This window comes from Shewanella sp. ENK2, assembly GCF_043568515.1.
GTDB classification, from domain to species: Bacteria; Pseudomonadota; Gammaproteobacteria; order Enterobacterales; family Shewanellaceae; genus Shewanella; species Shewanella japonica.
Genome location: NZ_CP171406.1, coordinates 2,281,071 through 2,305,255 on the forward strand (window position 1 = coordinate 2,281,071; position 24,185 = coordinate 2,305,255).

Annotated in this window: 15 protein-coding genes and 1 pseudogene; 13 read left to right on the forward strand and 3 right to left on the reverse strand. The window is 37.5% G+C overall.

What is annotated here, in order from left to right; all coding sequences use genetic code 11:
• Nucleotides 1-15: 15 nt before the first annotated feature.
• Nucleotides 16-3,210, forward strand: coding sequence for a DUF3427 domain-containing protein (locus ACGEDC_RS10230; RefSeq protein ID WP_394498040.1), 3,195 nt, complete (start codon nt 16-18; stop codon nt 3,208-3,210).
• Nucleotides 3,211-3,735: 525 nt separating this feature from the next.
• Here ACGEDC_RS10230 and ACGEDC_RS10235 read toward each other — a convergent pair.
• The 3 genes from ACGEDC_RS10235 to ACGEDC_RS10245 all read right to left on the reverse strand — a co-directional run bounded on the left by ACGEDC_RS10235 (nt 3,736) and on the right by ACGEDC_RS10245 (nt 6,035).
• Entirely contained in the window at nt 3,736-4,098 is a 363-nt protein-coding gene (locus ACGEDC_RS10235) for a hypothetical protein (protein ID WP_394498042.1), read from the reverse strand.
• A gap of 113 nt (nt 4,099-4,211) precedes the next feature.
• Complete coding sequence (locus ACGEDC_RS10240; protein ID WP_394498044.1) at nt 4,212-5,507, reverse strand: tyrosine-type recombinase/integrase; 1,296 nt, start codon at nt 5,505-5,507, stop codon at nt 4,212-4,214.
• Between the two features lie 216 nt (nt 5,508-5,723).
• A complete protein-coding gene (locus tag ACGEDC_RS10245; RefSeq protein WP_394498046.1) occupies nt 5,724-6,035 on the reverse strand; it encodes a hypothetical protein in 312 nt (103 codons plus the stop codon).
• A 457-nt stretch (nt 6,036-6,492) separates the two neighbouring features.
• On the opposite strand from ACGEDC_RS10245, the gene ACGEDC_RS10250 reads away from it, so the two are divergent.
• The 12 genes and pseudogenes from ACGEDC_RS10250 (at nt 6,493) to ACGEDC_RS10305 (ending at nt 23,700) form a co-directional block, all read left to right on the forward strand.
• Nucleotides 6,493-6,810 (forward strand): DUF7673 family protein, encoded by a 318-nt coding sequence (locus ACGEDC_RS10250; protein ID WP_394498048.1) that lies wholly within the window; start codon nt 6,493-6,495, stop codon nt 6,808-6,810.
• 136 nt (nt 6,811-6,946) lie between these two features.
• Nucleotides 6,947-7,474, forward strand: a complete 528-nt coding sequence (locus ACGEDC_RS10255; RefSeq protein WP_394498050.1) for a hypothetical protein — start codon at nt 6,947-6,949, stop codon at nt 7,472-7,474.
• 211 nt (nt 7,475-7,685) lie between these two features.
• A complete protein-coding gene (locus tag ACGEDC_RS10260; RefSeq protein WP_394498052.1) occupies nt 7,686-8,237 on the forward strand; it encodes a recombinase family protein in 552 nt (183 codons plus the stop codon).
• Nucleotides 8,238-8,254: 17 nt separating this feature from the next.
• On the forward strand, nt 8,255-9,175 hold the full coding sequence (locus ACGEDC_RS10265) for a restriction endonuclease (RefSeq protein ID WP_394498054.1): 921 nt from the start codon (nt 8,255-8,257) through the stop codon (nt 9,173-9,175).
• Between the two features lie 142 nt (nt 9,176-9,317).
• Nucleotides 9,318-11,815: pseudogene (locus ACGEDC_RS10270) on the forward strand (N-6 DNA methylase).
• The gene (locus ACGEDC_RS10275; RefSeq protein ID WP_394498056.1) at nt 11,808-13,121 is read left to right on the forward strand and encodes a restriction endonuclease subunit S; all 1,314 of its coding nucleotides are present in this window, start codon (nt 11,808-11,810) and stop codon (nt 13,119-13,121) included. The pseudogene ACGEDC_RS10270 and the gene ACGEDC_RS10275 overlap by 8 nt, the downstream one beginning before the upstream one ends.
• 15 nt (nt 13,122-13,136) lie before the next feature.
• On the forward strand, nt 13,137-13,931 hold the full coding sequence (locus ACGEDC_RS10280; RefSeq protein ID WP_394498058.1) for a hypothetical protein: 795 nt from the start codon (nt 13,137-13,139) through the stop codon (nt 13,929-13,931).
• Between the two features lie 80 nt (nt 13,932-14,011).
• Nucleotides 14,012-16,660 (forward strand): hypothetical protein, encoded by a 2,649-nt coding sequence (locus ACGEDC_RS10285; RefSeq protein WP_394498060.1) that lies wholly within the window; start codon nt 14,012-14,014, stop codon nt 16,658-16,660.
• 116 nt (nt 16,661-16,776) lie between these two features.
• A complete protein-coding gene (locus ACGEDC_RS10290; RefSeq protein ID WP_394498062.1) occupies nt 16,777-19,146 on the forward strand; it encodes an AAA family ATPase in 2,370 nt (789 codons plus the stop codon).
• A complete protein-coding gene (locus ACGEDC_RS10295) occupies nt 19,146-22,466 on the forward strand; it encodes a type I restriction endonuclease subunit R (RefSeq protein ID WP_394498064.1) in 3,321 nt (1,106 codons plus the stop codon). Before ACGEDC_RS10290 ends, ACGEDC_RS10295 begins: the two co-directional genes overlap by 1 nt.
• The gene (locus ACGEDC_RS10300) at nt 22,466-23,167 is read left to right on the forward strand and encodes a M48 family metallopeptidase (protein ID WP_394498067.1); all 702 of its coding nucleotides are present in this window, start codon (nt 22,466-22,468) and stop codon (nt 23,165-23,167) included. Before ACGEDC_RS10295 ends, ACGEDC_RS10300 begins: the two co-directional genes overlap by 1 nt.
• Before the next feature lie 275 nt (nt 23,168-23,442).
• Entirely contained in the window at nt 23,443-23,700 is a 258-nt protein-coding gene (locus tag ACGEDC_RS10305; protein ID WP_394498069.1) for a hypothetical protein, read from the forward strand.
• Nucleotides 23,701-24,185: the final 485 nt, after the last annotated feature.

Consider the following 24,185-nt stretch of genomic DNA (forward strand, 5'->3'; position numbering starts at 1 on the left):
TTTTAAGGCCATGCTATGAATCAAGCTGGAATCTACGAGCAACTCATTACTCAGTTGGTCAACAACAACCTTAATCGGGATACATTTTATGTAGGAGAAAGAAAGCTTGATGAAGGTGAGGCTAGTCACTGGTTATCACGCTTTTTGACCCGTATTATCGAAATAGCGATGGACTCTGTTCCTCGTGGAGACAGTCGAATTCAAGATCAAATTCACCTTGCAAATACTATTGTACTTTGGATCAGTGAACACATCGGTGATGAGTTAATCATTGATGATAACTTGTTGGATACGCAGGGGAAAATACTAACTGCCTTATTTGATAAATCTAACCCGATTGCAGCCGATTTACCTAAATATGTTGAATCAATCATGCCGTTGACGGGTTTAACCCAAAGTGAGTTATTTTGCGGCAGTAATGTAGGCTTATCTTTAGAGACTGAGATAAAACGTGAAATCCAATCTTCGGACAAAATTTATTGGCTAGTTTCATTTATAAAATGGGCTGGCATTCGGATATTTAAAAAAGAGTTAGAGGAATTTACTCGTCTCGGAAAGCAGCTCAAAGTGATAACCACTTCTTACATGGGAGCTACAGATGCTAAAGCGGTCGAGTTTTTAGCATCACTACCTCACACAGAAGTAAAACTGAGTTACAACACCAATCGTGAACGGCTTCATGCTAAATCGTATTTATTCATGCGAAATACTGGCTATCACACTGGATATATCGGCTCTTCAAACCTGTCACATTCAGCACTTACTAGTGGTTTGGAATGGAATTTAAAAATAACGTCTCAAGAAATACCGCATATTATCAATAAATCTTTAAGCACATTTGAAACCTATTGGGAGTCACCTGATTTTGAACCATTTGATGGAGCAATCGAGAGCCGAGAAAAGCTCACTAAAGCGCTTGATGATGCTAAAGGAAATTTCAGTTCTACTCCCAGTTTTTATTTTGATATACAACCTCATTCACATCAGCAAATTATCCTAGATAAATTAAATGCAGAACGGAATATTCACCATCGATTTCGTAACCTTGTTGTGGCTGCAACAGGTACCGGAAAAACACTTATTTCGGCATTTGATTTCGCAAATTTTTACAGCAAGCAGCCTGAAGCAAAGTTTCTTTTTATTGCTCATAGAGAAGAAATACTAAAGCAAGCGCAGAGTGCATTCCGCGGCGTGTTAAAAAACAGCCAATTTGGGGAACTGTGGGTCGGAAACTATAAACCTAATAAATATCAGCACTTATTTGCTTCCGTTCAAAGTTTAAATAATAGCCTAGAGGCTTTGACGTTAAGTGAAGATTATTTTGATTATATTGTAATCGATGAGGTTCACCATATTGCTGCCAGTAGTTATCGGTCTGTACTGAAACATTTTAGCCCTAAAATATTGTTAGGCTTAACTGCGACTCCAGTGCGTCATGACGGCACAGATATACTGTGTGATTTCTGCCATGTTATTGCAGCTGAAATGCGATTACCTGAAGCGATTAACCAACGTCACTTATCGCCATTTCAATATTTTGCTATTGATGATGAAACTGATTTATCGAAAGTCACATGGTCAAAAGGCCGTTATGATATTTCAGAGTTAACCCAGTTATACACGCAAGATGATCAACGGGTTAAGCGTATTATTCTAAATCTCAATGAGGTGATTACTGACATATCGGAAATGCGTGCTTTAGCATTTTGCGTAAGTAAGGAACATGCAAGGTTTATGGCGCAGCAATTTGCACTAAGCAATATTGCATGTGATGTGCTCATCAGTGATAACCGCGATGACAGGGCGTTAATGCAACAGCGATTAAAGTCTAAGCAAATTAATGTATTGTTTGTTGTCGACATATTCAATGAAGGTGTTGATATACCAGAGTTAGATACCTTGTTGTTTTTGCGGCCAACAGAAAGCTTAACTATCTTCTTGCAGCAACTTGGCCGAGGGTTACGATTAACCAACGACAAAGAGTGTTGCACTGTGCTGGATTTTGTTGGGAATTCTAGACCTGAATATGACTTTTCAAATAAATTCCGTGCCTTGGTTGGTAAAACGAATCAATCAATAACAAAGGAAATTAAACAAGGGTTCCCTCACTTACCTGCTGGTTGTCGAATTGAGTTACAAGAGAAAACTCAAACGATGATCCTACAAAACATCAGTAGAGCCACATTAAATAGAAATAGATTACTTAACCTAGTGAGACATTTTACTAGTGTTACAGATTTGCCATTAACACTGACCAATTTTCTTTATATCAACCCCAATATATCCTTAGAAGACATTTATAAGGTGAAGTGGGGTAATGTAGGTGGCTGGCAGATGCTGATAAAGCAAAGTAAGGACGAGGAAGTTAACTCGAGTGATAAACCTGTTTTTTCAGCCTTTTACCGTGCTATTAATAATCGTTTGTTGATTTGTTCTTCATTGTCCTACCTAAAGTTTTTAAAGCTGTTATGCCAAAATCAATTTGACCAACCTGAATTAGCAGGTGATGAAAAAGCCCAAACCCAAGCTTCACTATTCACCTTAATGTGTCATTACGATTTTTGGGATAAAGCAGGAGAACAGGCTGGTTTTAGCAACCTAGCTAAGAGCTTATTGTCGCTGAACCATGTTGAGCTTAGAAATGAGTTATCAGAAGTCCTTGGCATTCTTATTGGGCGATTAGCCACAAGTGAGTTTGATATGCCTAAGTTAGGTAAATCAATGATTGATAACTCCCCGCTGAAAATGCACGTGCGTTATCCAAAAGAACATATTCTTGTGGCTTTTGGGGAAAGTACATTTATTAAAAAATCATCGAGTCGTGAAGGAGTGTTAAAAATAGCTCCTGCTAATATTGAGTTGCTATTTGTGACATTGGATAAATGTGAAAAGCAGTTTTCAGCAACGACTATGTACCATGATTATGCAATTAGCCCGAGCTTATTCCACTGGCAGACACAAAATAGCGCGAGACCCGAGTCTGGCAAAGGATTAGATTATACCCAGCAGCAAAAGAACGACACTAGTTATATATTGTTTGTACGCGAAAAGTCGAAAGATGAAAATGGTAGGACTATGGGGTTTGTGAATTTTGGCCCTGTGGATTTTGTCAAATATGAAGGAAGCCAGCCGATGAATATTACATGGAAACTTCACCATCCAATGCCTGCATATTTATGGACAGAGACAGCTAAGTTGGCTATTGGATAAAAGGTAGTACGGTTGCTTTAATGTTTTGTATACGATTTATCAAGATAAAGGTGTAACAAGCTACACTATTGAGGTGGCTGAAAGTTATTTCTGTTAAAGGGTGTAGCATTGTACACCTTTAGTAAAAATGTACCTTAATGTGCTTTAAAAGGGTAACAAAGTACACTTTTTAGTGGGGGAGTCAGTCACTACTTTACTGTTAGTGGTTAAGCTTGAGTGCTAATCGCTCGAGTTTCATTTCCTTTTGTGCTGTGCTTTGAATGAGATTGCAGCATATAAAAAGCCCAGTATTCGCTGGGCTTATCGTTTGAGCGTAAATAGAGACTCATTACTCAACGTTTTGGATCTTTGGTTATATTGGGGCCAAAATTTTTAAATTTTGTAATTAGTTGTTTAGGTTTTATATTCACGAAATCACCACGTTAACCACCTGTTAGCTAACTTTAGCGACATAATCACCTCACTTACTCAACAATAGTTTAGCGAACGAAACTAGAAATGCCAGCCTTTTTATTACTTGAATCATTATTTATCGACAGCCTTCTTCTTGCTTAGGTTTGCAATTGTAGAAATGACCTCAGCAGCATCTGATACATCATGACTTATCATCCCATTATCTGCATATGAATAGGCTACTGCACCATCTTTTGTAACTACTGCAAAAGCAAGGGCTTCACTGAGCATATCTTGAAAAATTTTATTAGCTTCTTGTTCTGATATATCCATTATTAAACCATCTAGTCCTGTTATTAACTTTATGCGCGCCCAATTTAAATGATAGCAACGGGTATTACTTTTAGTACTAAAATCTGCATTGAAAAATTGTTTTTTAACTAGCCAGACTAATGCTTCACTATCAAACTTTAGCATGTCTGATTTGAGCAACATTTATATTCGAGGAGAGATAAAGAGATAGTATTTCAAATTAGAGATGTAGAAGTTTACTTTTATTTTTATTTGTCTCTACATATCTAATTTTGCGCATTTAGCGCCAGTACCAATTAGGCAGCTATTGGTAAAGCTGAGGCAGGAGGTGGCTCGTTACCTGTTGTAGGTTCGATAAGGTTTAATAAATTAGTCTTTGGTAAAATAAAATCAGCTAACGCTTGATACATTCTTTTCCTTTCGGTCGGACGCTTAGAATGGTGGTATGGTTTTTCACCTTTTTTGGGCGAATGATTAAGGCCAAGCTCAATAACCCACTTATGTATTTCAAGATCTCCAGCAAGAGTAGAAAATGTACGTCTTAAATCATGAACATGAAACTTGGGCACTCCCTTATTTCCTAGTGGGTCATTAAAACATACACTCTTAGTCTGATGCGTTTTAAAAAACTTACTAATCATTGCATTTAACGTGCTTTCACTCATATGACCACACATTGCGCCACCAGTAGACGGAAATATGTATGGCGAATCGTCTGCATTCTCTTTCAAGAATCGGAATATAGTCATTACAGAACAGGGAATACCAACTGTCAGTTCATCACACCCTGTTTTAGTAGGGTGGACAGTTAGCTCTTGTTCATATTCATCAAAATCTTCCCACTTTGCTTTTAACAGCTCTGACTTCCTAAAACCAAATATCATAAATAATGCAATAGCACATTGGTTAACAAGTGATGCCTGCTGAGGATATTGCTGAAAGACCTGAAATACGTTTTCGATATCTTTCTTTTTCAAAGTTACTTTCCTAGCTTTCTCTACAAATCCGGCATGACTAACTTTTGTTAAGTGTGACGCTGGGTTTTTTAATATCAGACTATGAGTTTTCGCATAATCAAAAATGTTTCTAAAAAATCCTACCACTAGTGCAGCAATCGAGTTTCGTCCGCTATCAACGATTTCTTTAACAATCTCCTCAAGTTGGAAACTTGTGACCTTAACGACTAATTCACCCCCTAGTTTTTTCTGTATATCTTCAGCGTAAACCTGCTGCTCTTTCGTATACTGATGCGTAGTACTATCTAAAAATGCTTTAACCAAATCGTCAATTGTTCGGATAAATAAATGGCTAACCTCTAGCGGGTTTTGCTTTAATCGAAGGTGCTTTTGAATATCGATAGATTTTATTACTGCCTGACTATAGTCCATAACGTACGGGCTGTTTTCACCAAATGGAGCTAGCACTCGCTCTATCGCTTTACCATTTAATCGAAAGCGGGTTTTCCAATTTACTGCACCACTTGGGGTTATACTCAAGTAAACATTAGGTGCCACGTAGTAAGTACCCACCTCCATTGCTTCGACCTTTTTAGCTAAGTCGCTTTCTTTATACATAGTTCTTTGTTTTGTCATATTTCACCTCATTTGTTTAACGACGTGAATATGAAAACATGGATTAAAAATGAAAAAAAATAGGTGGAATAAATATCAGAAAAATATCTTTATTTTTCAATGAAAGATAGTCCGATAAAACTAGAGCGATAATGGAGAGATTAACTAAATAAAAAGCAATAGCATAAATAGTTGCTATTGCTTTTCATTAACTCAACACATTATGCATACGCCGTTTTAATCAGTTGCATCCTCTTCCAACTGCTTTCCTCGACAAACCGAGTGTTCGATCTGCCGCACTTCGTCATACGGATAAAATCCATAAGTTTTACTTTGTTCACCAGAAAACATGAGGTTATGTTCGATAGTGAAAATATATTCGCCGTTGAAATGCACAATCTCTGCCTGATAAAAAACCTCGTGCGAGCTATTGAGAAAGAATATTTCGAAGTCACAGCCCATGCTATCTTCTGCATCAAGGCCACGAGCTTCATTGATATATTTGTGCAACTGATAGTAGGCACAGCCGGGTAAGTCATGTTTATTCATATGATAGAACCTTATCTATTTGCTGCTGGTTCCATCACATTTTTACAGCAAGGATTTATGTTAATAAGCTCCTTGAGTGCTTAAATGTTTAACTACTCTTTTTATATTAAGGAATGAGATCTCTAAATCAACAACAAAATTACCGTTATTTTTGGTGCTATTCAGAATGCAGTATTAAGCTGTTGTTATTTAGAAAATAATAACTAGACACTTTTTTATATCAGTGCTCTTTGGCAACTTGAAGAGCAAAGATAGACTCACTCCTCGCCCCCTAAAAGAAAAATATGCCACTTAACTAGTTAATAAATAATGACTTTGTTCAATAGAGCAAATCTAACTTATATAAGTCAAGACCCTTGAGATCTTAAACTAGACTTCAAGCTAAAATAAAAAGGTGAATATTACTATGTCAAATGACTTACTAGTAGAGAGAGAACATGACGAAAAAATAGAAGCAATGATGCTAAAGTCGATCCGACGTGAAACGACCGTCAAAGACTATGAATGGGCGTGTAAATCTTTAGTAGATTTTGCATTATCACATCATGGCAGTAGCGGGCGTATTTGCGCCCAACTTCTTCTTAGCGCGCACAACAGCATTCATTTCCAATTCCCTATTGCAGATTTATATGCGCTAGATACTAGGTATCTAGCATTAGCAATACACGTCATAAGAGGAAGAGCGATTTATTGCGAACCTCACGAGTTTTTTGACGAATGCAATAGCAGTAAATTCGATGAGTTATACGAGCAATGGAAGCACCTAAAAGGATAACAATCGGACATATAACCTGCCCAAGCCCAATTATCTTATATTGAAAAATAAGCATTTATTTCGATATTTACGCTAGCTAATTGTGACGATAATGAATGATATGTTCTCATGTAAAACAGATTAGAGAGGTAATTTAATGAGAACGATACAATCAAAATTGACTTATTACTTAAGAAGAAACGTCAGCCAACTAGCTGGCCGGACGTTATCTTCAAAAACAACATGTGATTACAGCATCAAAACCATAACTGAGGATCCACTCTGTGTTGAACTCAAAATATTCACTATTGAAGATAATCCCCAAACTAGCCAAATGACTATAAAGGTCGTAAAGCAATCAGGGTACACATATCACTGTGAAGTTTCTGAAACAGACACCAAAGGCATTGAGGCGAAAAAAAGCGTTGATATATCATTGCCTCGTACCTTTGCCGAGATGTCTTTTGAATACAAAAGCATTTGTAACAGGATGCTAAAAGAAAGAGAAAACTGGTTAAAACCCAATATCCCGGACCGAGAACGAAGGGAGTCAGACAAATTATATAATCGACTAAGAGATGAGCGCTTAGACTTGGCAGAAGATATGAGAAAAACTTACGGTGAAACCGAAGTAGTCAAAGCAGCTACCCCTCATTATGACAATGATTTACAAGCATGGCTGTAAACCTAATTTGTTTATAAGCTAATAGCTCTGAAAAGTCGCAGGGAGGCGAGCAATTAATTTTGAGTTGCAAAGTTAATTGCTCGGCAGAGTATAAATAAAACGACCATTTATTTTACGCACCAATCAATTACCAAATTAAACATAAAACAACTTGCATTAGTGTAAATAAACTCGTAAAGTTTTCTACGTAAATAAAAGGTACCTTTATTTTATGAAGATAGGTTATGCACGGGTAAGTACTGACGATCAATCTCAAGATTCACAGCTAGATGCATTAGCAGAGGCAGGTTGTGAAAGAGTTTATCGCGAAAGTTATAGTGGTAAATCAAAGAACCGTCCTGAACTTGAGCGTATGATAGATGCATTGAGAGAAGGTGATATTGTCATCGTTCAGCGACTAGATCGCTTAGGTAGAAGTTTAAAAGATCTCATAGAACTATTGGATGGTTTCAAGCAGCAAGGAGTGCAGTTTATTTCACTCAACGAGAATATCGATACTACCACCGCTATAGGTGAGTTAGCTTTTCATATGATCGGCTCCATTGCACAGTTTGAAAGACGGCTTATTTCGGAAAGAACCAAGGCTGGACTTGATGCCGCGCGAGCGCGGAGGAGAAAAGGCGGTCGAAAAGCAAAATTATCAGCAGCCGATATAAAGAAAGCCAAGGCAATGCTTAGTGACCCTGAAATGACAAAAGCAGAAGTTGCAGATCACTTTAATGTAAGTCGCCCAACATTGAACAAATGGCTAGATGAAGAATAAAACAATAAGGATATTGTGTGATACCCAATTACCAACAATTTATGCGTCCATTCTTACAAATTGCTAACGATGCAAATGGCAATGAAGTAAAGCTACGTGATGTTATTAATCAACTAGCTGATCAATTTGACTTAACTGATGATGAAAGGTCTGAAACCTTGCCGAGTGGTCGTCAAAGCATTCTAGATAACCGAGTTGGTTGGGCACGTACTTATTTAACAAAGGCGGGTTTATTAGAAGCGACTCGCAGAGCACACTTTGTTATTACCCCTCGTGGTAAAGAAGCATTGTCCGAAAATGTAGATATCAACAACGAGTACCTGAAAAAATTTGATGAATTCATCGCTTTTAAACAAAAAAGCAATGATGAAGCTGGTAACGAAGTTGAATCAGGGAGCACTGAGCAAGAAGAGGTTTCAACACCAGATGAAATATTGAGATCCGCATATAAAAAAGTTAATGGAGCACTCGCTCAAGAAATCCTAGAACGTACCCGTAAAGTAACCCCCGACTTTTTTGAAGACTTACTCATCGAACTACTAATTGCGATGGGTTATGGAGGCGCTGGTGAAGGTGCAGCTCATGCGCTAGGTAAATCAGGAGACAATGGTGTTGATGGCGTTATTGACCAAGATCCATTAGGTGTCGATCAAATATATATTCAAGCTAAGCGTTATGCCGAAGGCAATAACGTTGGTGCTGCCGATATCAGAGACTTTTTTGGAGCACTAAACCTTAAACGTGCGCAAAAAGGTATTTTTATCACAACCTCAGATTTCACATCATCAGCGCAAGATACAGCAAACAACCTAGGCACTCGTATCGTCTTAATTAATGGCAAAGAGCTAGCCAAACTCATGCTGCGCTACAACATTGGTAGTCGAGATGAAGATGTATTGCATATCAAAAAGTTAGATGAAGACTTTTTTGAAATTTAAATAAGCAACAAAGAATTTAAAAGAGTGGTGGTATTCCAGCACAGCTCAATCAAAGAGAATTATTGAAAACATGAAACATAAACTGACATTAACAAGATTAGAAAGCCTGCTTTTTAAAGCGTGTGACATATTACGCGGCAAAATGGATGCCTCGGAATATAAAGAATACATCTTTGGTATGTTGTTCTTAAAACGTATGTCTGATCAATTTGAAGCTGATAAAGCCGCTATTCGTGCTCGCTTAGAAGAAGAAGGAAAATCAGAAGCTGCAATAGAAAAGATTATTTCACTACCCGCTCGGTTTGATTACTTTGTGCCACAAGCAGCATCATGGTCAACCATTAAACACGTTAAGAAAAATGTAGGTAATGAGCTAAATAAAGCGCTTGCAGCACTTGAAGATGCCAATATTAAAAAAGGTCTAGAAGACGTACTAAAGCATATCAACTTCAACAAAAAAGTTGGTAAGAAACCGATGGAAGATAAGGTGCTGGTTGATTTTATTCAGCACTTTGACCAAAAAGATTTCACTTTAACCAATGAATGCTTTGAGTTTCCTGATTTACTAGGCGCGGCTTACGAATACTTAATCAAGTTCTTTGCCGACAGCGCTGGTAAAAAAGGCGGTGAGTTCTACACGCCTTCTGAAGTGGTTCGCTTGTTGGTTGAACTACTTCAACCCGGTGAAGGGATGGAAATATACGACCCTACAGTTGGAAGTGGCGGTATGCTCATCCAAAGTAAAAAATACGTTGAAGAAACGGGTGGTGACGTAAACAAAATAGACTTATTCGGTCAGGAAGACAGTGGTACTACATGGTCTATTTGTAAAATGAATATGATTTTGCACGGTGTTGGCGGTGCGAATATTCAAAATGAAGACACCCTTGCTAAACCCCAGCATATTGACGCTAATGGCGAAATCCGCACTTATTCAAGGGTGATCGCGAATCCACCGTTTTCGCAAAGTTACAGTCGCGATGGCATGACACACCAAAGCCGCTTCCATACATGGCTTCCTGAAGGCGGTAAAAAAGCTGATTTTATGTTTGTTCAACACATGTTGGCTTCACTTAAGCAAGACGGCAAGATGGCAGTGGTAATGCCACATGGTGTGTTGTTCCGTGGTGGTGAAGAAAAACATGTCGCCAAAAATTTATCGAAGAAGGGATCTTAGAAGCGGTTATTGGTTTACCACAAGGCTTATTCTATGGAACAGGCATTCCTGCTTGCGTATTAGTGTTTAATAAAGCGAATGCAGCACAACGTAAACATGTTGTATTTATCAATGCGGATCGCGAATACAAAGAAGGTAAAAACCAAAATAGCCTTCGCCCAGAAGACATTGAAAAAATCACTCATGTATATGAATCTCTCACATCAGATATTGATAACGATGTAGAAAAATACGCACGAGCAGTACCTGTTAGTGAGCTTGAGCAAGAAAAATTCAATTTAAACATTAGACGTTATGTTGATAACAGCCCAGCACCAGAGCCTCATGATGTAAAAGCACATTTAAACGGTGGTGTACCTGCTGATGAAGTTAACAGCCTTGAATCTCACTGGCAAAATTATGCCAAATTAAAAGAAGCATTATTTACTTCAGGCCACCCTAAACAAAAAGATGGCGACTCGCTCTCTTCAAAATATTGGTCTTTTGCTCCGGCTATTGAAAGCAAAGCCGACATAAAAACAACTATAGAACACCACCCTCAACTTATTGCTAAGCATGATGCTTTTTATGCACGGTTAGATAACTGGTGGAGTGCGCACTTTGTTCCGCAGTTCCATAAACTCGGTGATGAAACCTTAAGCTCTAAAGGTGTTTTCGCGTTAAGGCGTGATGCTCTAAACAGCATTGTAGGTGCCTTATTACCTGAAAATTTGCTTTCCATTTATCAAGTACGTGGTGCAATGGCGAATAATTTTAAACAACATGAAGCGGATCTTAAATCTATTGCCAACTCAGGTTGGAATGCTGAGCTAATTCCAGATGAAGAAATTCTTGAATCTCAGTTTCCAGAGGTACTAGCAAACCTGAAAAGAGACGCTGCCAGAATTACAGAGTTGGAAGCGTTGTTTGCTGCGGTAAATGAGTCTACTGAAGATGAAGCAGAGGAAGAGTCTGAATCAGGCGTATTACCAAAAGTTCAGGTAAAAGCATTTAAAGATGCCAAAAAAGAAAACAACGGGCAGCTTCGCGATTTAAAGAAAGAGCTAAAGTTTGCCAAAAAAGAAGACCCTACACGCGCATTGCAGCTCGAATCGAGCATTGAGAAGCTAACTTCAGCAAATACCGAGATAGACGCAAAGTTAGAGCAACACACCGCACTTGAAAAAGAGCTAAAAGAGCTAAAAGCAGGCATTAAAGAAGCGGAAAAGAAAAAAGAAGATCTTGTTGAAGCTGCGCGTGAAAAAATCACGCCAGAAGAAGCTAAGGCACTTATCGAAGCACGCTTTAAACAGCAGATGGTTGATAGCTATGCACACTACCTGCGCCAACTTGTTACACAGCTAATCAAGGCTGTTGAGAATCTCCATAACAAGTATTCAATTACGGTTAAAGATATTCTGAATGAACGTGAACAGCAGGCTAACTTATTAAATAAGTTCTTGGTGGAGTTAGGTTATGAGTAGTGTTACTTACCCTGAAAATTGGAAAGGTGTAACTATCGAAAACATTTCTTCATTCGTAGGAAGAGGTATCGGACCGAACTACTCAGATATAGAAACTGACGTTATAGCGATCAACCAAAAATGTATACGAAATGGAAAAGTTAATATTGATCTTGGCCGCTACCATGATAACGCTTCTCTCGTTAGGCATAGTGCGATATTAAACACAAATGATATTTGCATAAATAGTACTGGTGATGGGACTATTGGCCGAGTTGGGCTATGGGATAAACCAAATAGTAAATCATCATTTTTTGTTGATTCACACGTTACAATTGTAAGACCTATTTGTGAAGAGAGTGACTCCAAATATTTAAGTGAGCTTTTATCCTCGGAATGGATACAAAATGATATCGCTAGATATTGCTTTACAGGAAGTACTAATCAAGTTGAGCTAAGTCGAACTGAGCTTTTGCAACTAACACTTTATTTTCCAGAGCTAAAGCAACAGCAGAAGATAGCAGAAATACTATCTACAGTTGATAACCTCATTGACCAGACTCAAAACCTGATCGACAAATATACTGCCGTCAAACAAGGCATGATGGCTGATTTATTCTCTCGTGGTATCAATTTGTCTGGCACGCCAGAAACCAACAAAAGCTATGGTCAATTGCGCCCAAGCTATGAAGACGCACCTGAGCTTTATCAGGAAACAAAGTTAGGTTGGATTCCGAAAGATTGGAATATTGAAAAGTTAGAGAATTTAACTACCAAGATCATAGATGGTACTCATCATACTCCTACATATACAGAAAGTGGAGTGCCATTCTTGCGAGTAACAGATGTTCAATCTAAAGAAATTAATTTAGAAAAGATTAAGTTCGTATCAGAAGAAGAACATAATCAGCTTATAAAACGGTGTAATCCTGAACATGGCGATATTTTATATTCGAAAAATGGCACCATTGGAATTCCTAAAATAGTAGATTGGAGTTGGGATTTTTCGGTATTTGTTAGTCTCTGTCTGATTAAGCCAGATCATAGTCAGATATTTAACAAATATTTAGAGCTGGTTTTAACTACCGAAGTCATATGGACTCAAATTAGAGTCAGGGCTAAACAAGGCACTGTTACAAACTTACATTTAGAAGAAATTAGAGAATTTGAAATACCGTTGCCTAACTCTAATGAGCAAAAAGAAATCGTTATTCGAGCGAGTGCTTTGCAAAATAAAATCGATAATGAACAAGATTCATTAAATAAATATAAATTAATTAAAAAGGGCCTGATGCAAGACTTGCTAACAGGGAAAGTAACAGTTTAATAAGCGAAGTTTTACATGACGGCAGTACCGAAGAAAGACCCGTACAGGGAAAAAATAGTTGCACCACCATTTTCTACAGGTGGTGGCGGTATTAATTTTGAGAATAAAGTTCAAACATCATTTGTTGTACTTATGTTAACAAATGGATTTGCACCGGGTTTACCTAGTTGGCCAATTACTAAAGTGCAAGTACAAGGAAAACATCATGGCTACAATGTCGATGACTTTATTGTAACAGCATCAAATGGTACGAGAGCTGCAAAGTTATTAGGCCAAGTGAAGCATGATATTGCAATCACGAATAACAAGACGTTTATTGAAGTTATTGCTGCTGCTTGGAGGGACTTTAATAACCCAGAAGTCTTTGATCAGTCATTAGACAAGATTGCGTTAGTTACAGGGCCTTTAAAGGGCACAGATCTTGAAGTGAGGGAAGTCCTAGATTGGGCTAGAAATAATAGCGAAGTCGATTTCTTTAAACAAATTCAGTTAGCCCGTTTTAGCAGTAATAATAAACGTGAAAAGTTGAAAATAATAAGAACTCAGGTTGATAAATGCGCAGGTACAACCGTTTCTGACAAAAAGTTATGGTTGTTTTTGAAAAGTTTCTACCTATTAAGCTTCGACTTGGACTTTAAAGATGGTGTAAATATCTGTTTATTGAGAACATTAATTCACCAATATGCGCCAGAGAAAGCAAATGGTATCTGGGCACAGTTGTTGTTAGAAGTTCAAGAAAAAATCAAAGTGCAGGAGAAATTACACTGGATGGCTTACCCGATGAAATCGTTGAGTCATTTAAAACATTAGAAGTAAAAAGTGTTCCTTCAGAAATAAAAAATGAGTTTAAAACTGTACCAACAAATCATTGGAAAACTACCGAAAATGTTTTGGCGTTTTGCCAAGCTATATTAGTTGGTAAATGGAATGAGTCCAATGCAGAGGATATAGCATTTATTGAACTGATATCTCAAGAAAGCTATAAGGTTTGGATCAAAAAGGTTCATGGAGTTCTTTTAGAAGATAAAGATAGGATCTCATTAAAGAACAAAATTTGGAAAGTAAACAATCGCAATGAACAAATGCTAGAGTTTGCGTCAGTATACTTAGATGAACACATCAGCCTTTTTATTGATAATTTAACAAATGTTTTATCAGAGGTAGACCCTCAGTATGAGCTAGAAAAGGAGCTACGTTATGCCGCAGGAGTATGGGATAAAAAATTAACTCATTCTAATCACATTAGAGAAGCTCTTTCTGAAAGTCTCGCTATCTTGGCTAACAATACTGATGCATTTGAACATTGCAGTGTTGGTCATATTAATACGAAAGTTGTTCTTTGTATCAGACAGCTTTTTGCGGAACAAAATTGGCAAAAATGGGCCAGCCTTAACTCTCTCCTCCCAAATCTTTCAGAGGCTGCACCAAATGAATTTATGAGTGCCATTGAAGTTTTAGCGAATTGCGATACGTTGACAGAGCTGTTTGAACAAGAAGGAAGTGGTGCATTCGGTAGTAATCAGTTAACAGGTGTTTACTGGGCGTTAGAAGGTCTAGCTTGGGATGATGAACTCTTAGTTAGAGTCGTACACTTGTTTGGTCAACTTGATAGTAAAGACCCCGGTGGACAATGGTCTAATAGACCATTGAATTCACTGGTTGATATTTTTCTTCCTTGGTTACCTCACAACCTATCAAGCTTAGAACGTCAACTTATCTCCATTAAAGCATTGGTAAGAAATAACCCTGAAACAGCGTTTAAGCTATTAATAAAACTTTTACCTGATCAAGTTTCCAATACTACAGGTACATATAAACCCGCTTGGAGAAATATTATTCCTGATACTTGGGAAAAAGGTATTTCGAGAGATTCGTTCCATCAAGCTACGAATACTTTTTCCATGTTATTGATTGAGGCTTATGGCAACGACATTAGTACGCTCAAGGAAATTGTTAAGCATTTGGATAAGTTACCTCCTGATGTATTGGAAGCTTTGGTTGCAAATATGAGCAACTTTTTACCTACTCAGCCTGATGAGATAAAGCGTCCAATTTGGGAAGAGCTAATGTTTCTAATAAATCGGCATAGAAAATTTTCTGATTCAGCATGGTCTCTTCCGGAAGAAAGAATATTAGTTATAGAGGGTATTGCTAACAGTATCGAACCTGAAAACTTATTTGAAAAAGGGAAAAGACTATTTGGTAATCGAGATTATGACTTATATGAAAACGTTGGCGATTGGGATGTCCAGCAGAAACGCTTGCAAGAAGAACGAGAGAAGTTACTAGCCGCTATTTATGCCGATGGAGGTCTTGATAACCTGATGTTATTTTGCGAACAAGTTGAACACGCTGATAAAGTAGGTTTGGTGTTTTCTGAATTGGCATCTGATGATGATTTAGCTGCTATATTTCCAGCATTTATCGAATTAGAAGGTAGTGTGCAGTTTTTTGTAAGTAGATTAGCTGTAAACCTTTATTTGAAGTTCTCTGAACGCGCTTTAAGTCAAGTTGACGCTTCATCTTGGAGTGATAAGCAAGTTGCAAAATATTTTAAATATCTACCGTTTGTTGAGCCTGTTTGGTCGAAAGCGGATGAGTTACTTGGTGAAAATTCTTCGATGTATTGGGATGAAGTTAGTGTGATGCCATTATATGAAGAAAATATTGTCAATGCCGCTCGTGTATTAATGAAAAACAATAGGCCATTAGCAGCATTAGATATGTTGTACATGGTTCGAAATAAGGATGAAAATTTACCCTCTGATATTGTTATTCAAGCATTGAAAGAATCTACAACCTCGAAAGAGATACCTGTTTCAATATCTTCATATCAGATCATGGACTTCTTGGAATTCTTGTACAAACAAGATGATTTGGATATGAATGCATTGTTCTCTATTGAGTGGGCTTATTTAGAACTTTTTTCAAAAGGCGATAAAAACTCACCTAGGGCTATCCAACTAAAAATGGAGTCAGAACCTAGTTTTCTCTGTGAACTCATATCATTGGTGTACAAGAGAAAAACCCCTTCCGAAGAAGATCAAGAACAAGAGGTCTCTCCTGATGTAGCCAAGCGTGTATGGCAGTTGTTATACAATTGGAGAGTTATGCCAGAATTTGGTGGTAAAGATTACAAAGAAGGTAGCTTTAATAGCTGGATTTCAGAAACCTTAAGAATAGCAGAAGAGGTTGATAGATATGATGTAACACTATCGGTAATTGGCGAAGCTTTATCAACTTCCCCATGTGATGAAAGTGGCCTGTGGATTAATACTGCGATAGCTGAAATGCTTGATATTCAAGATAGAGAAGTTATGCGCAGAGGGTTTGCTACAGGTATTCGTAACTCTAGAGGTGTATATACAGTTGACCCCTCAGGTGATACAGAAAGAAAAATTGCTGAAGGTTATAGAGAAAAAGCTAAGGCGCTTGAAGAATATGGCTTTGTAAACTTAGCGAGCACTATAAGAGGTGTCGCTGAAAGTTACGAATATGATGCTGAGCATGCCAATAGCCATTACCCAATGGACAGTTGATAAATATATGTCTACAGAGCAAAGTATTATCCTTCGTAATTACTTTAGAAAATATGTGATTAAGCGTGAATTTATAACGGCTGATTATGTTTAACTTAGCCAGTTAAGGAGTTGTTTTGTTAAAACGGATTTCCACAATAAAAAATATTGGCACCTATAAAGACTGCAATGGTCGCCAAAGCCAGTTTGAAAAGCTTACGCTCGTGTATGGTAGAAATACATACGGGAAAAGCACTTTGGGCGATATTTTTTCATCTCTCAAATCTGTTGAATCTGCTACCCTGAGCGCCCGTAAGAGCATTCCTGATGATGGGTTAGCACAAAAGATAGAACTGAATTTTTTAGATGCTGATGGCAAAAAAGAAGTAAAAGCAATTTTTAACAATGATGACTGGAAAAATAAGTTGCCCGGTCACTTAAGACTTGCTGTTTATGATGATGCTTTTTATCACCAAAATGTTTTCTTGGGTCGCACACTAACGCGCAATACCAAAGAGAGTTTTAGCGACTTTATTTTGGGTTCACAAGGGGTTGTTAAAGCAGAAAACATAGCAGCGAAAAATAAAGAATTAAAAGAGAAGAAGTCAGATCTCAAAAAGTTAGTTCAAAGCGAGTTTTCAAAAGTTGATGACTTAAAATCCTTTATAGCTGAACCAGTAATTGCGGATATAGACGCTACCAAAGAAGAGCTAGATAAAAAACGTGAAGAATATGCTTTGCTTAACTCACAAAAGAAAGCAAGTAAGGCGATTAGGGAAAGAAAGAATCTATTTCCGCTTAAAGTGGCTACAGATTTTAGTGAAGCGGTAACGGCAATTAACACTGTACTAAAAACCGGGCTAGACAACCCACATGAGGCAGCCAAAGCAGAATTAAATCGTCATATTGAAAAACACTTTGTTAAGCCTGAAGGTGCTGAACAATGGATTAAACAAGGCTTAAGTTTACTTGATGGTGATAACTGCCATTTTTGTGGGCAGGCTATTACACCACAAGCAAATGAGTTACTGGATCTGTATCGACAATGTTTTGATGATCAATTTGCTAGGCACGAAGGGTATGTTAAGTCTACTGTCGCGCAACATCACCCTTTATTGACGAAATACTGGATTGAACAGTTAATATCTTCAATCCAAAAGGCAGGTTTAGTCATTGATAGTTACCCAGAGCTTAGTAGTGTTGATGAAATTCCTGAAGTAATTTCGAATATCGAAAAGTCACATGACTCAATTCAAAAGAAGCTTGATGAGCTAAACCTATTAGCTGTTCAAATTATTGGGGAGTTTAATGTCAGGATTGAAACTAAGCTAGCCGACCCTAAAAAATCATTTGAAGTTGTAGATACAGCTCAGTTTGAACTTCTTATTAAAAATATATCTAGTGATGTTGCAGATCTGAACTCTGATTACCAAACCTTTAATAAAAGAGCCAACGAATTCAAAGCTAGATTTGAAGGAGACCAAATTGAAAAAGCTCTTGAACACCTTAAACTACAAGGCACAGGCTTAGCGTTAAAGGTTGAGCGATATGAAAAGAATGACGCTTGTATAAACCACATGGCTTTGTCAAAAAACATAAGCGATCTTGTGGAAGATATTCCAAAGCTAAAAGAATCGCTTCGGAACGAACAAAGCGCCTTCCTAAAACAGTATTTCACTAAAATTAATAAACATTTTAATGATTTAGGAAGTAGAGACTTTAAGCTTGAATATAAGCATGAGCCACTTGGTAACAAACCTATTTATAGCTTTAAAGTAAAGTTTAAAGGCGCTGATATTGCCGAGAATGATTTAGATAAAATTTTTAGTGAATCTGATAGACGATCTCTTGGTTTATCAATTTTTCTCGCATCGCTAGACTCTCTTGAAGACAAAACCTTAGCAAAAACAATAATTGTTTTTGATGACCCTGTTACCTCATTTGATGAAAACAGAGTTGGGCAAACGCATAGCAAGCTAGTGAAATTGGCGGATAAGTGCCAACAAGTAATAATGCTTAGCCACTTCAAGGATGGAGTCGCGAACTTTTTAAAGGTACATGGATTCTCAAAGAATGATATTGCTCTAATCGAAATTAAGAAAAATGCTCAAGGCTCATATCTTGAAGTTGGAAACAAAGATGCCTTTGTAAAATCAGCTCACCATTTGAACACTGAAGAGTTAATTGATTTTGTTGAACGAAATACCGATAAATTAAGCTGTAAGCCACGTGTTTATCTTGAAGAAGTTTTAAGTTTGAGATTTTCGAAACAGATACGTAAAAAACAAATTACTAATGAATCGTTAAGTAAGCGGATTGATGCGTTGAGCGAAGAAAAAATAGTATCGCAAGATATTGCAAAGCAATTGCATGATTGGCGCGAAGAGCTTAACCCTGAACATCATGTTTGGGTGGATGACGATATAGAAAATCAAAGGACTACAATTTCTAGCTTTTTAGAATTCGTGTTTTATGAGCTAGTACCAGAACCAGTGGGAGAGGTTTAATGTCTGAATATCAATTTGTAGAAAAGCCTCTACTAAATCAACTAGCAGCTATGGGATGGCAAGTTATTGAGCATTCCTCTAGTGTGATACCTAAAGATCCTAGCATTAGTTATCGAGAACATTTCAGAGAATGTGTTATCCAGAGAGAGTTTACAAAGGCGATAAGCACACTTAACACTATTGATGGCCAATGTTGGTTAACTGATTCACAAATAGATGGCCTGTATGAAGACTTCACTGATTTTGGTGTTAAGAGCCTGCTTGAAAACAATCAAGAGTTTATGGAGCGAATCAAAAAATGGCAGGTAGATGAGAACACCGTAACTGGTGAGCAGAACCCTACGGTTAAGATTATTGATTTTGATAATTGGAAGGCCAACCGATTTGTTGCAATAAATCAGTTTCGTATTGATACCCCTGCTGGCGTTAAAGAATGCATCATTCCTGATGTTGTATTGTTTGTTAACGGCCTTCCGCTGGTTGTTATTGAGTGTAAAGATGTAAATAGCTTTACATCAGACCCAATGAATCAAGCAATAGAGCAATTAAGGCGATATGCCGATCTAAGGGAGCCGGAAGGCTCTCAACTGATTGAAGGTGAAGAAAAACTTTTTTATACCAATCAATTAATGGTTGGCACATATGGTGACAACGCCAAGTTCGGTACAGTTACATCAACAGAAGAGTATTATTTTAATTGGAAGACAATTTACCCAGATGATACTCCTTATGTAGATCCCAAGACAGGGAAGCATCGTAAACAAGAAACCCTTGTTCAAGGTATGTTGCACCCCAGAAACCTGATAGACATTACGAATAACTTTACATTATTCATGGATGCAGGAAAGCAACGCATAAAGGTTGTTGCTCGTTATCAACAATATCGTGCTGTTAATAAGATTATTCAACGAATTAGAACTGGCGAGACAAGTGATGAACGCTCTGGTGTCGTTTGGCATACACAAGGTAGCGGCAAGTCTTTAACAATGGTCTTTTTAGTACGCAAAATGCGTAGTACCGAAGACTTGAAAGATTACAAAGTATTGATGGTTAATGACCGTAAAGACCTAGACAAACAGCTTGGTGAAACGGCTGATTTAACAGGCGAAAAGGTTTATCGCATTTCTAGCAGTGATGAAGTTAAAACAGAGCTGTGTGATGATCGCTCAACTCTGAATATGGTGATGGTGCATAAATTTAGAGAAGCAGATAACAGCAATACGCCAGACTATTTAAATGAAGCTTTGGGTAAATCTGTTGCAGAACCCTCTTCTGAGTATTCTTCTGAAGCTGACAAAGACAATGTTGTGAAGCTATTTGAAAGCTTTGGTGAGGTTAATTCATCAGAGAAAGTGCTTATCATGATTGATGAAGCACACCGAACACAGAAAACAGGGCAAGATAAAGCTAGTTTGTCGGACAATATGTTCGATGCATTCCCTAATGCAACTCGCTTGGCTTTTACTGGCACTCCTTTAATTGCCGACCATCATAACGATCCAACTTGGAAGCGCTTTGGCAATAACCCTGATGAACCATATATTGATGAATACAAGCTTCAAGATGCTGTAGATGATGGTGCTACTCTGCAAATATTGTATGAGGGTAAAACAGCCGATTCAGCAATTTATGATAAACATGGTTTTGATACAAAGTTTGAAAACTTGTTTAAAGACAGAACCGAAGAAGAAATAGCTGCAATACGCAAAAAGTATGGTGCAACTGGCGATATATTAGAAGCAGAAGATCGTATTGAAGAAATATCTAACGACCTTGTTAAGCATTATATACAAAAAGTATTGCCTAGTGGCTATAAAGCTCAGGTTGTTTGTTCTTCAAAGCAAGCGGCATTGCACTACCAAACGTTTATTAGAAAAGCGCTTAATGAGTGGGCAGAAGAGGAAAAGCAAAAACCTGCTGAAGAACAGGATAAAGAGCTACTCAAACAGGTCGAGTTTCTAGATGCTATGGTTGTCATTTCTTCTGATGGAACCAATGAAAAGGCTTCATTCGTTGCTGCTAGAAACGAGTCTCGTAAACGTAATGCGGTGGAAAACTTTAAGAAGAAATTTGATTACGACAAGCCAGATACAGGCATCGGTTTCTTAATAGTTTGTGACATGCTTCTTACTGGTTTTGATGCGCCCATTGAACAGGTTATGTACATCGATAAGAAGCTAAAAGAACATAACTTACTGCAAACAATAGCCCGTGTTAATAGAACATATCCCGGCAAAACAGTTGGGTATGTTGTCGATTACATAGGGTTAACTGAGAATCTAAAAGAAGCGCTATCGCTATACTCAGGCAAAGATCAAAAAGATATTTTAGATACGTTTAAATCGGTTGAGTCTGAAATGCCTGTACTTCAAAGCCGTTATAGGCAGTTGATTCAACTATTTGAAGATAAAGATATCTCACAAATAGAAAGTCTCGTTCAACAGAAGTTATCTTCAGATATTGAAAGATATAAAGTTACTGAGTCAGTCATTCAAGCACTAGAGGATATTAAAACTCGCGATAGCTTTAATGTTTATCTAAAGAAGTTCATGCAAAGTATGGATATTATTTTGCCAAACAAGCTGGCACATCCATACAAAATACCTATGTACCAATTTAGTCATCTACAGGCTAAAGCGAGGGAGCGGTATAAAGATGACTCTATCAATATTGCTGGTGCAGGTGAAAAAGTTCGCAAGCTAGTTAGTGAACATCTAATTAGCCTAGGTATTAACCCTAAAGTGCCACCTGTAGAGTTATTCTCAGATAAATTCATTACTACCTTAAAAGAGCATAAGGATGATCGTGCTGCGGCTAGTGAAATGGAACATGCTATTCGTAAACATTGCAAAGTGAATGAAGCTGATGACCCTGTAATGTACAAACGCTTCAGTGAAAAGCTTGATGATATTCTTAAGAAGTACAATGAGCAGTGGGATCAGATGCTGCTTCACTTGGAAACATTAAGAGAAGAAATTGACCAAGGTAGAGGTGATGATTCATCTGCTGGAGATCCGTTTACTGATCTAATCATTGAGTTGGCATTTGATGGGTCTTGCCAGCCAAGTGAGATGGAACCTGTTAAGAGTATTGTTGAACGAATACTAGAAATAATGGTTGATAAAATTGAAGGGTTAAACTTCTGGGATCGCCCTAATATGGTTGACGAACTTGAAGGTAAAATCCAAGAAGTATTTATTTTGAGTGGCATTCCGGCACTAGAAGAATCATTTGAGCTAGTAACAACAGAGTTATTGAATCTAGCCAAAAGAAGAGAGCTAGATATTTTGTCTAATAGAAAACAGCAGGATGGTAATTAGTGGCAGATACTTTAAATGTCAGCACATATAGGGATATCAGCTACCAACTAAAGAAAAGTGATAGGAAGACAACAAGTATCTACATTGAACGTGATGGTACTGTTTTAGTAATAGCGCCATCATCGTTTGATGTTGAGAAAATTGAACAGGTCATAGAGTCTAAGAGAAGCTGGATTTATAAGAGCCTAGCCGAGTGGGAGGACCTTAACAGAACTCGAATCCATCGAGAGTATGTTAACGGTGAAAGTTTCTTATATTTTGGCAGAAACTACCGCCTGCAACTAGTGAAGGACCAATTAGAGCCACTCACTTTCCATTATGGGCAATTTAAGTTGTTAGATTCAGAAGTGGCTAATGCCCCTGATCACTTTAAGAACTTTTACAAAACGAAATTAGAGCAGCGTTTAGATGAAAGGCTTAAGCTCTACCAGCCAAAAATGAACCTGAAACCTGCCAGCATTCGAGTTATGGAATTACAAAACCGCTGGGGGTCATGCACTTCGAAAGGAGCAATAAACCTTCATTGGAAGTGTGCCATGTTACCTTTAAGTGTGTTGGACTACGTTATAGTTCATGAACTTGCGCATTTAGAAGACAAAAATCACTCTCCCAAATTTTGGCGCACGATAGAAAAAGTGATGCCAGACTATGATGAAGCCAAAAAATGGCTGAAATTTAATGGTGCAGGAATGAGTTTATAGTTAATATCAATGGATCGGAACTATTTCAGTTGTTCCGATCCATCGACTAATGCACAGGAATTATTAAACTGCACCTTATAATTTGAAGCACTCCGTGATGTAACACAGTATTACTTTAAGCGTTCTTTATTGGTGGGAAGGTTTATAACAGTATGTAAACGTCAAGTTCACACAGTGGCCACTGTACTAAATTATAGTCATAACCGAACCATCTTTTGAGTTCAGAGTACTATTTAACTATGCTTAACTAGTATGGCGTTAATGCGAGTTTTCAAATGAAGAACAAAAGTACTAAGTATCCGGATTTGCGAAAAATTACTTTATTAGGAGAATGCCCTTCTCTCGATCCTGAGCAAAGCAATGCCTTTCAAACGGGATTGGATTTAGTAAATAATGTTGACTCATTCACAGATAAAAACCAGAAGGAAGCAATATCATACACATTTGAAACTCACCCCTTTTACTCTCAATTAGGTGATTATAGTAATATCGAGATTCCCGACACTTTTGATCCATCTCTTAATGATTTTTAATTTCAAAAAGCATGCTACTAATTAAATCAAAACTTATCGTAATCGATATTTTTATTTTGTCAGAGTAAATATTAAATAGGATCATTTGTTAACCACCTAACTCTAAATCCTTCAAAATAAAATCCGCTTATAGCCCTTGCAAACACTACATTTCTGTATAAGAAAATGTGTTTTTATGTTATAACTATTATAACGATCATAAAATTATAAAGTTATATAACAAAAGTAAGGTGAGGATTCGCCTTGTTCTTCAAATCACCAAATTTAGTCAAAAATACCCCATAAAAATGTTTGCCATTCTTGGCAATTTGTATGTCAAAGTCGACAATTCATGCGCCGAATTTGGCAAAGTAGTTGTCAAAAAGTCACAAGGCACTTCAGCGAAACTTGCTTATTAAGCAAGCCAAAATAACTTACATTGGCTAAGTCCGATCAAGTCTCCACCAACTTTCATTCAAAATGACACGGTAACCGTACCGATTCGG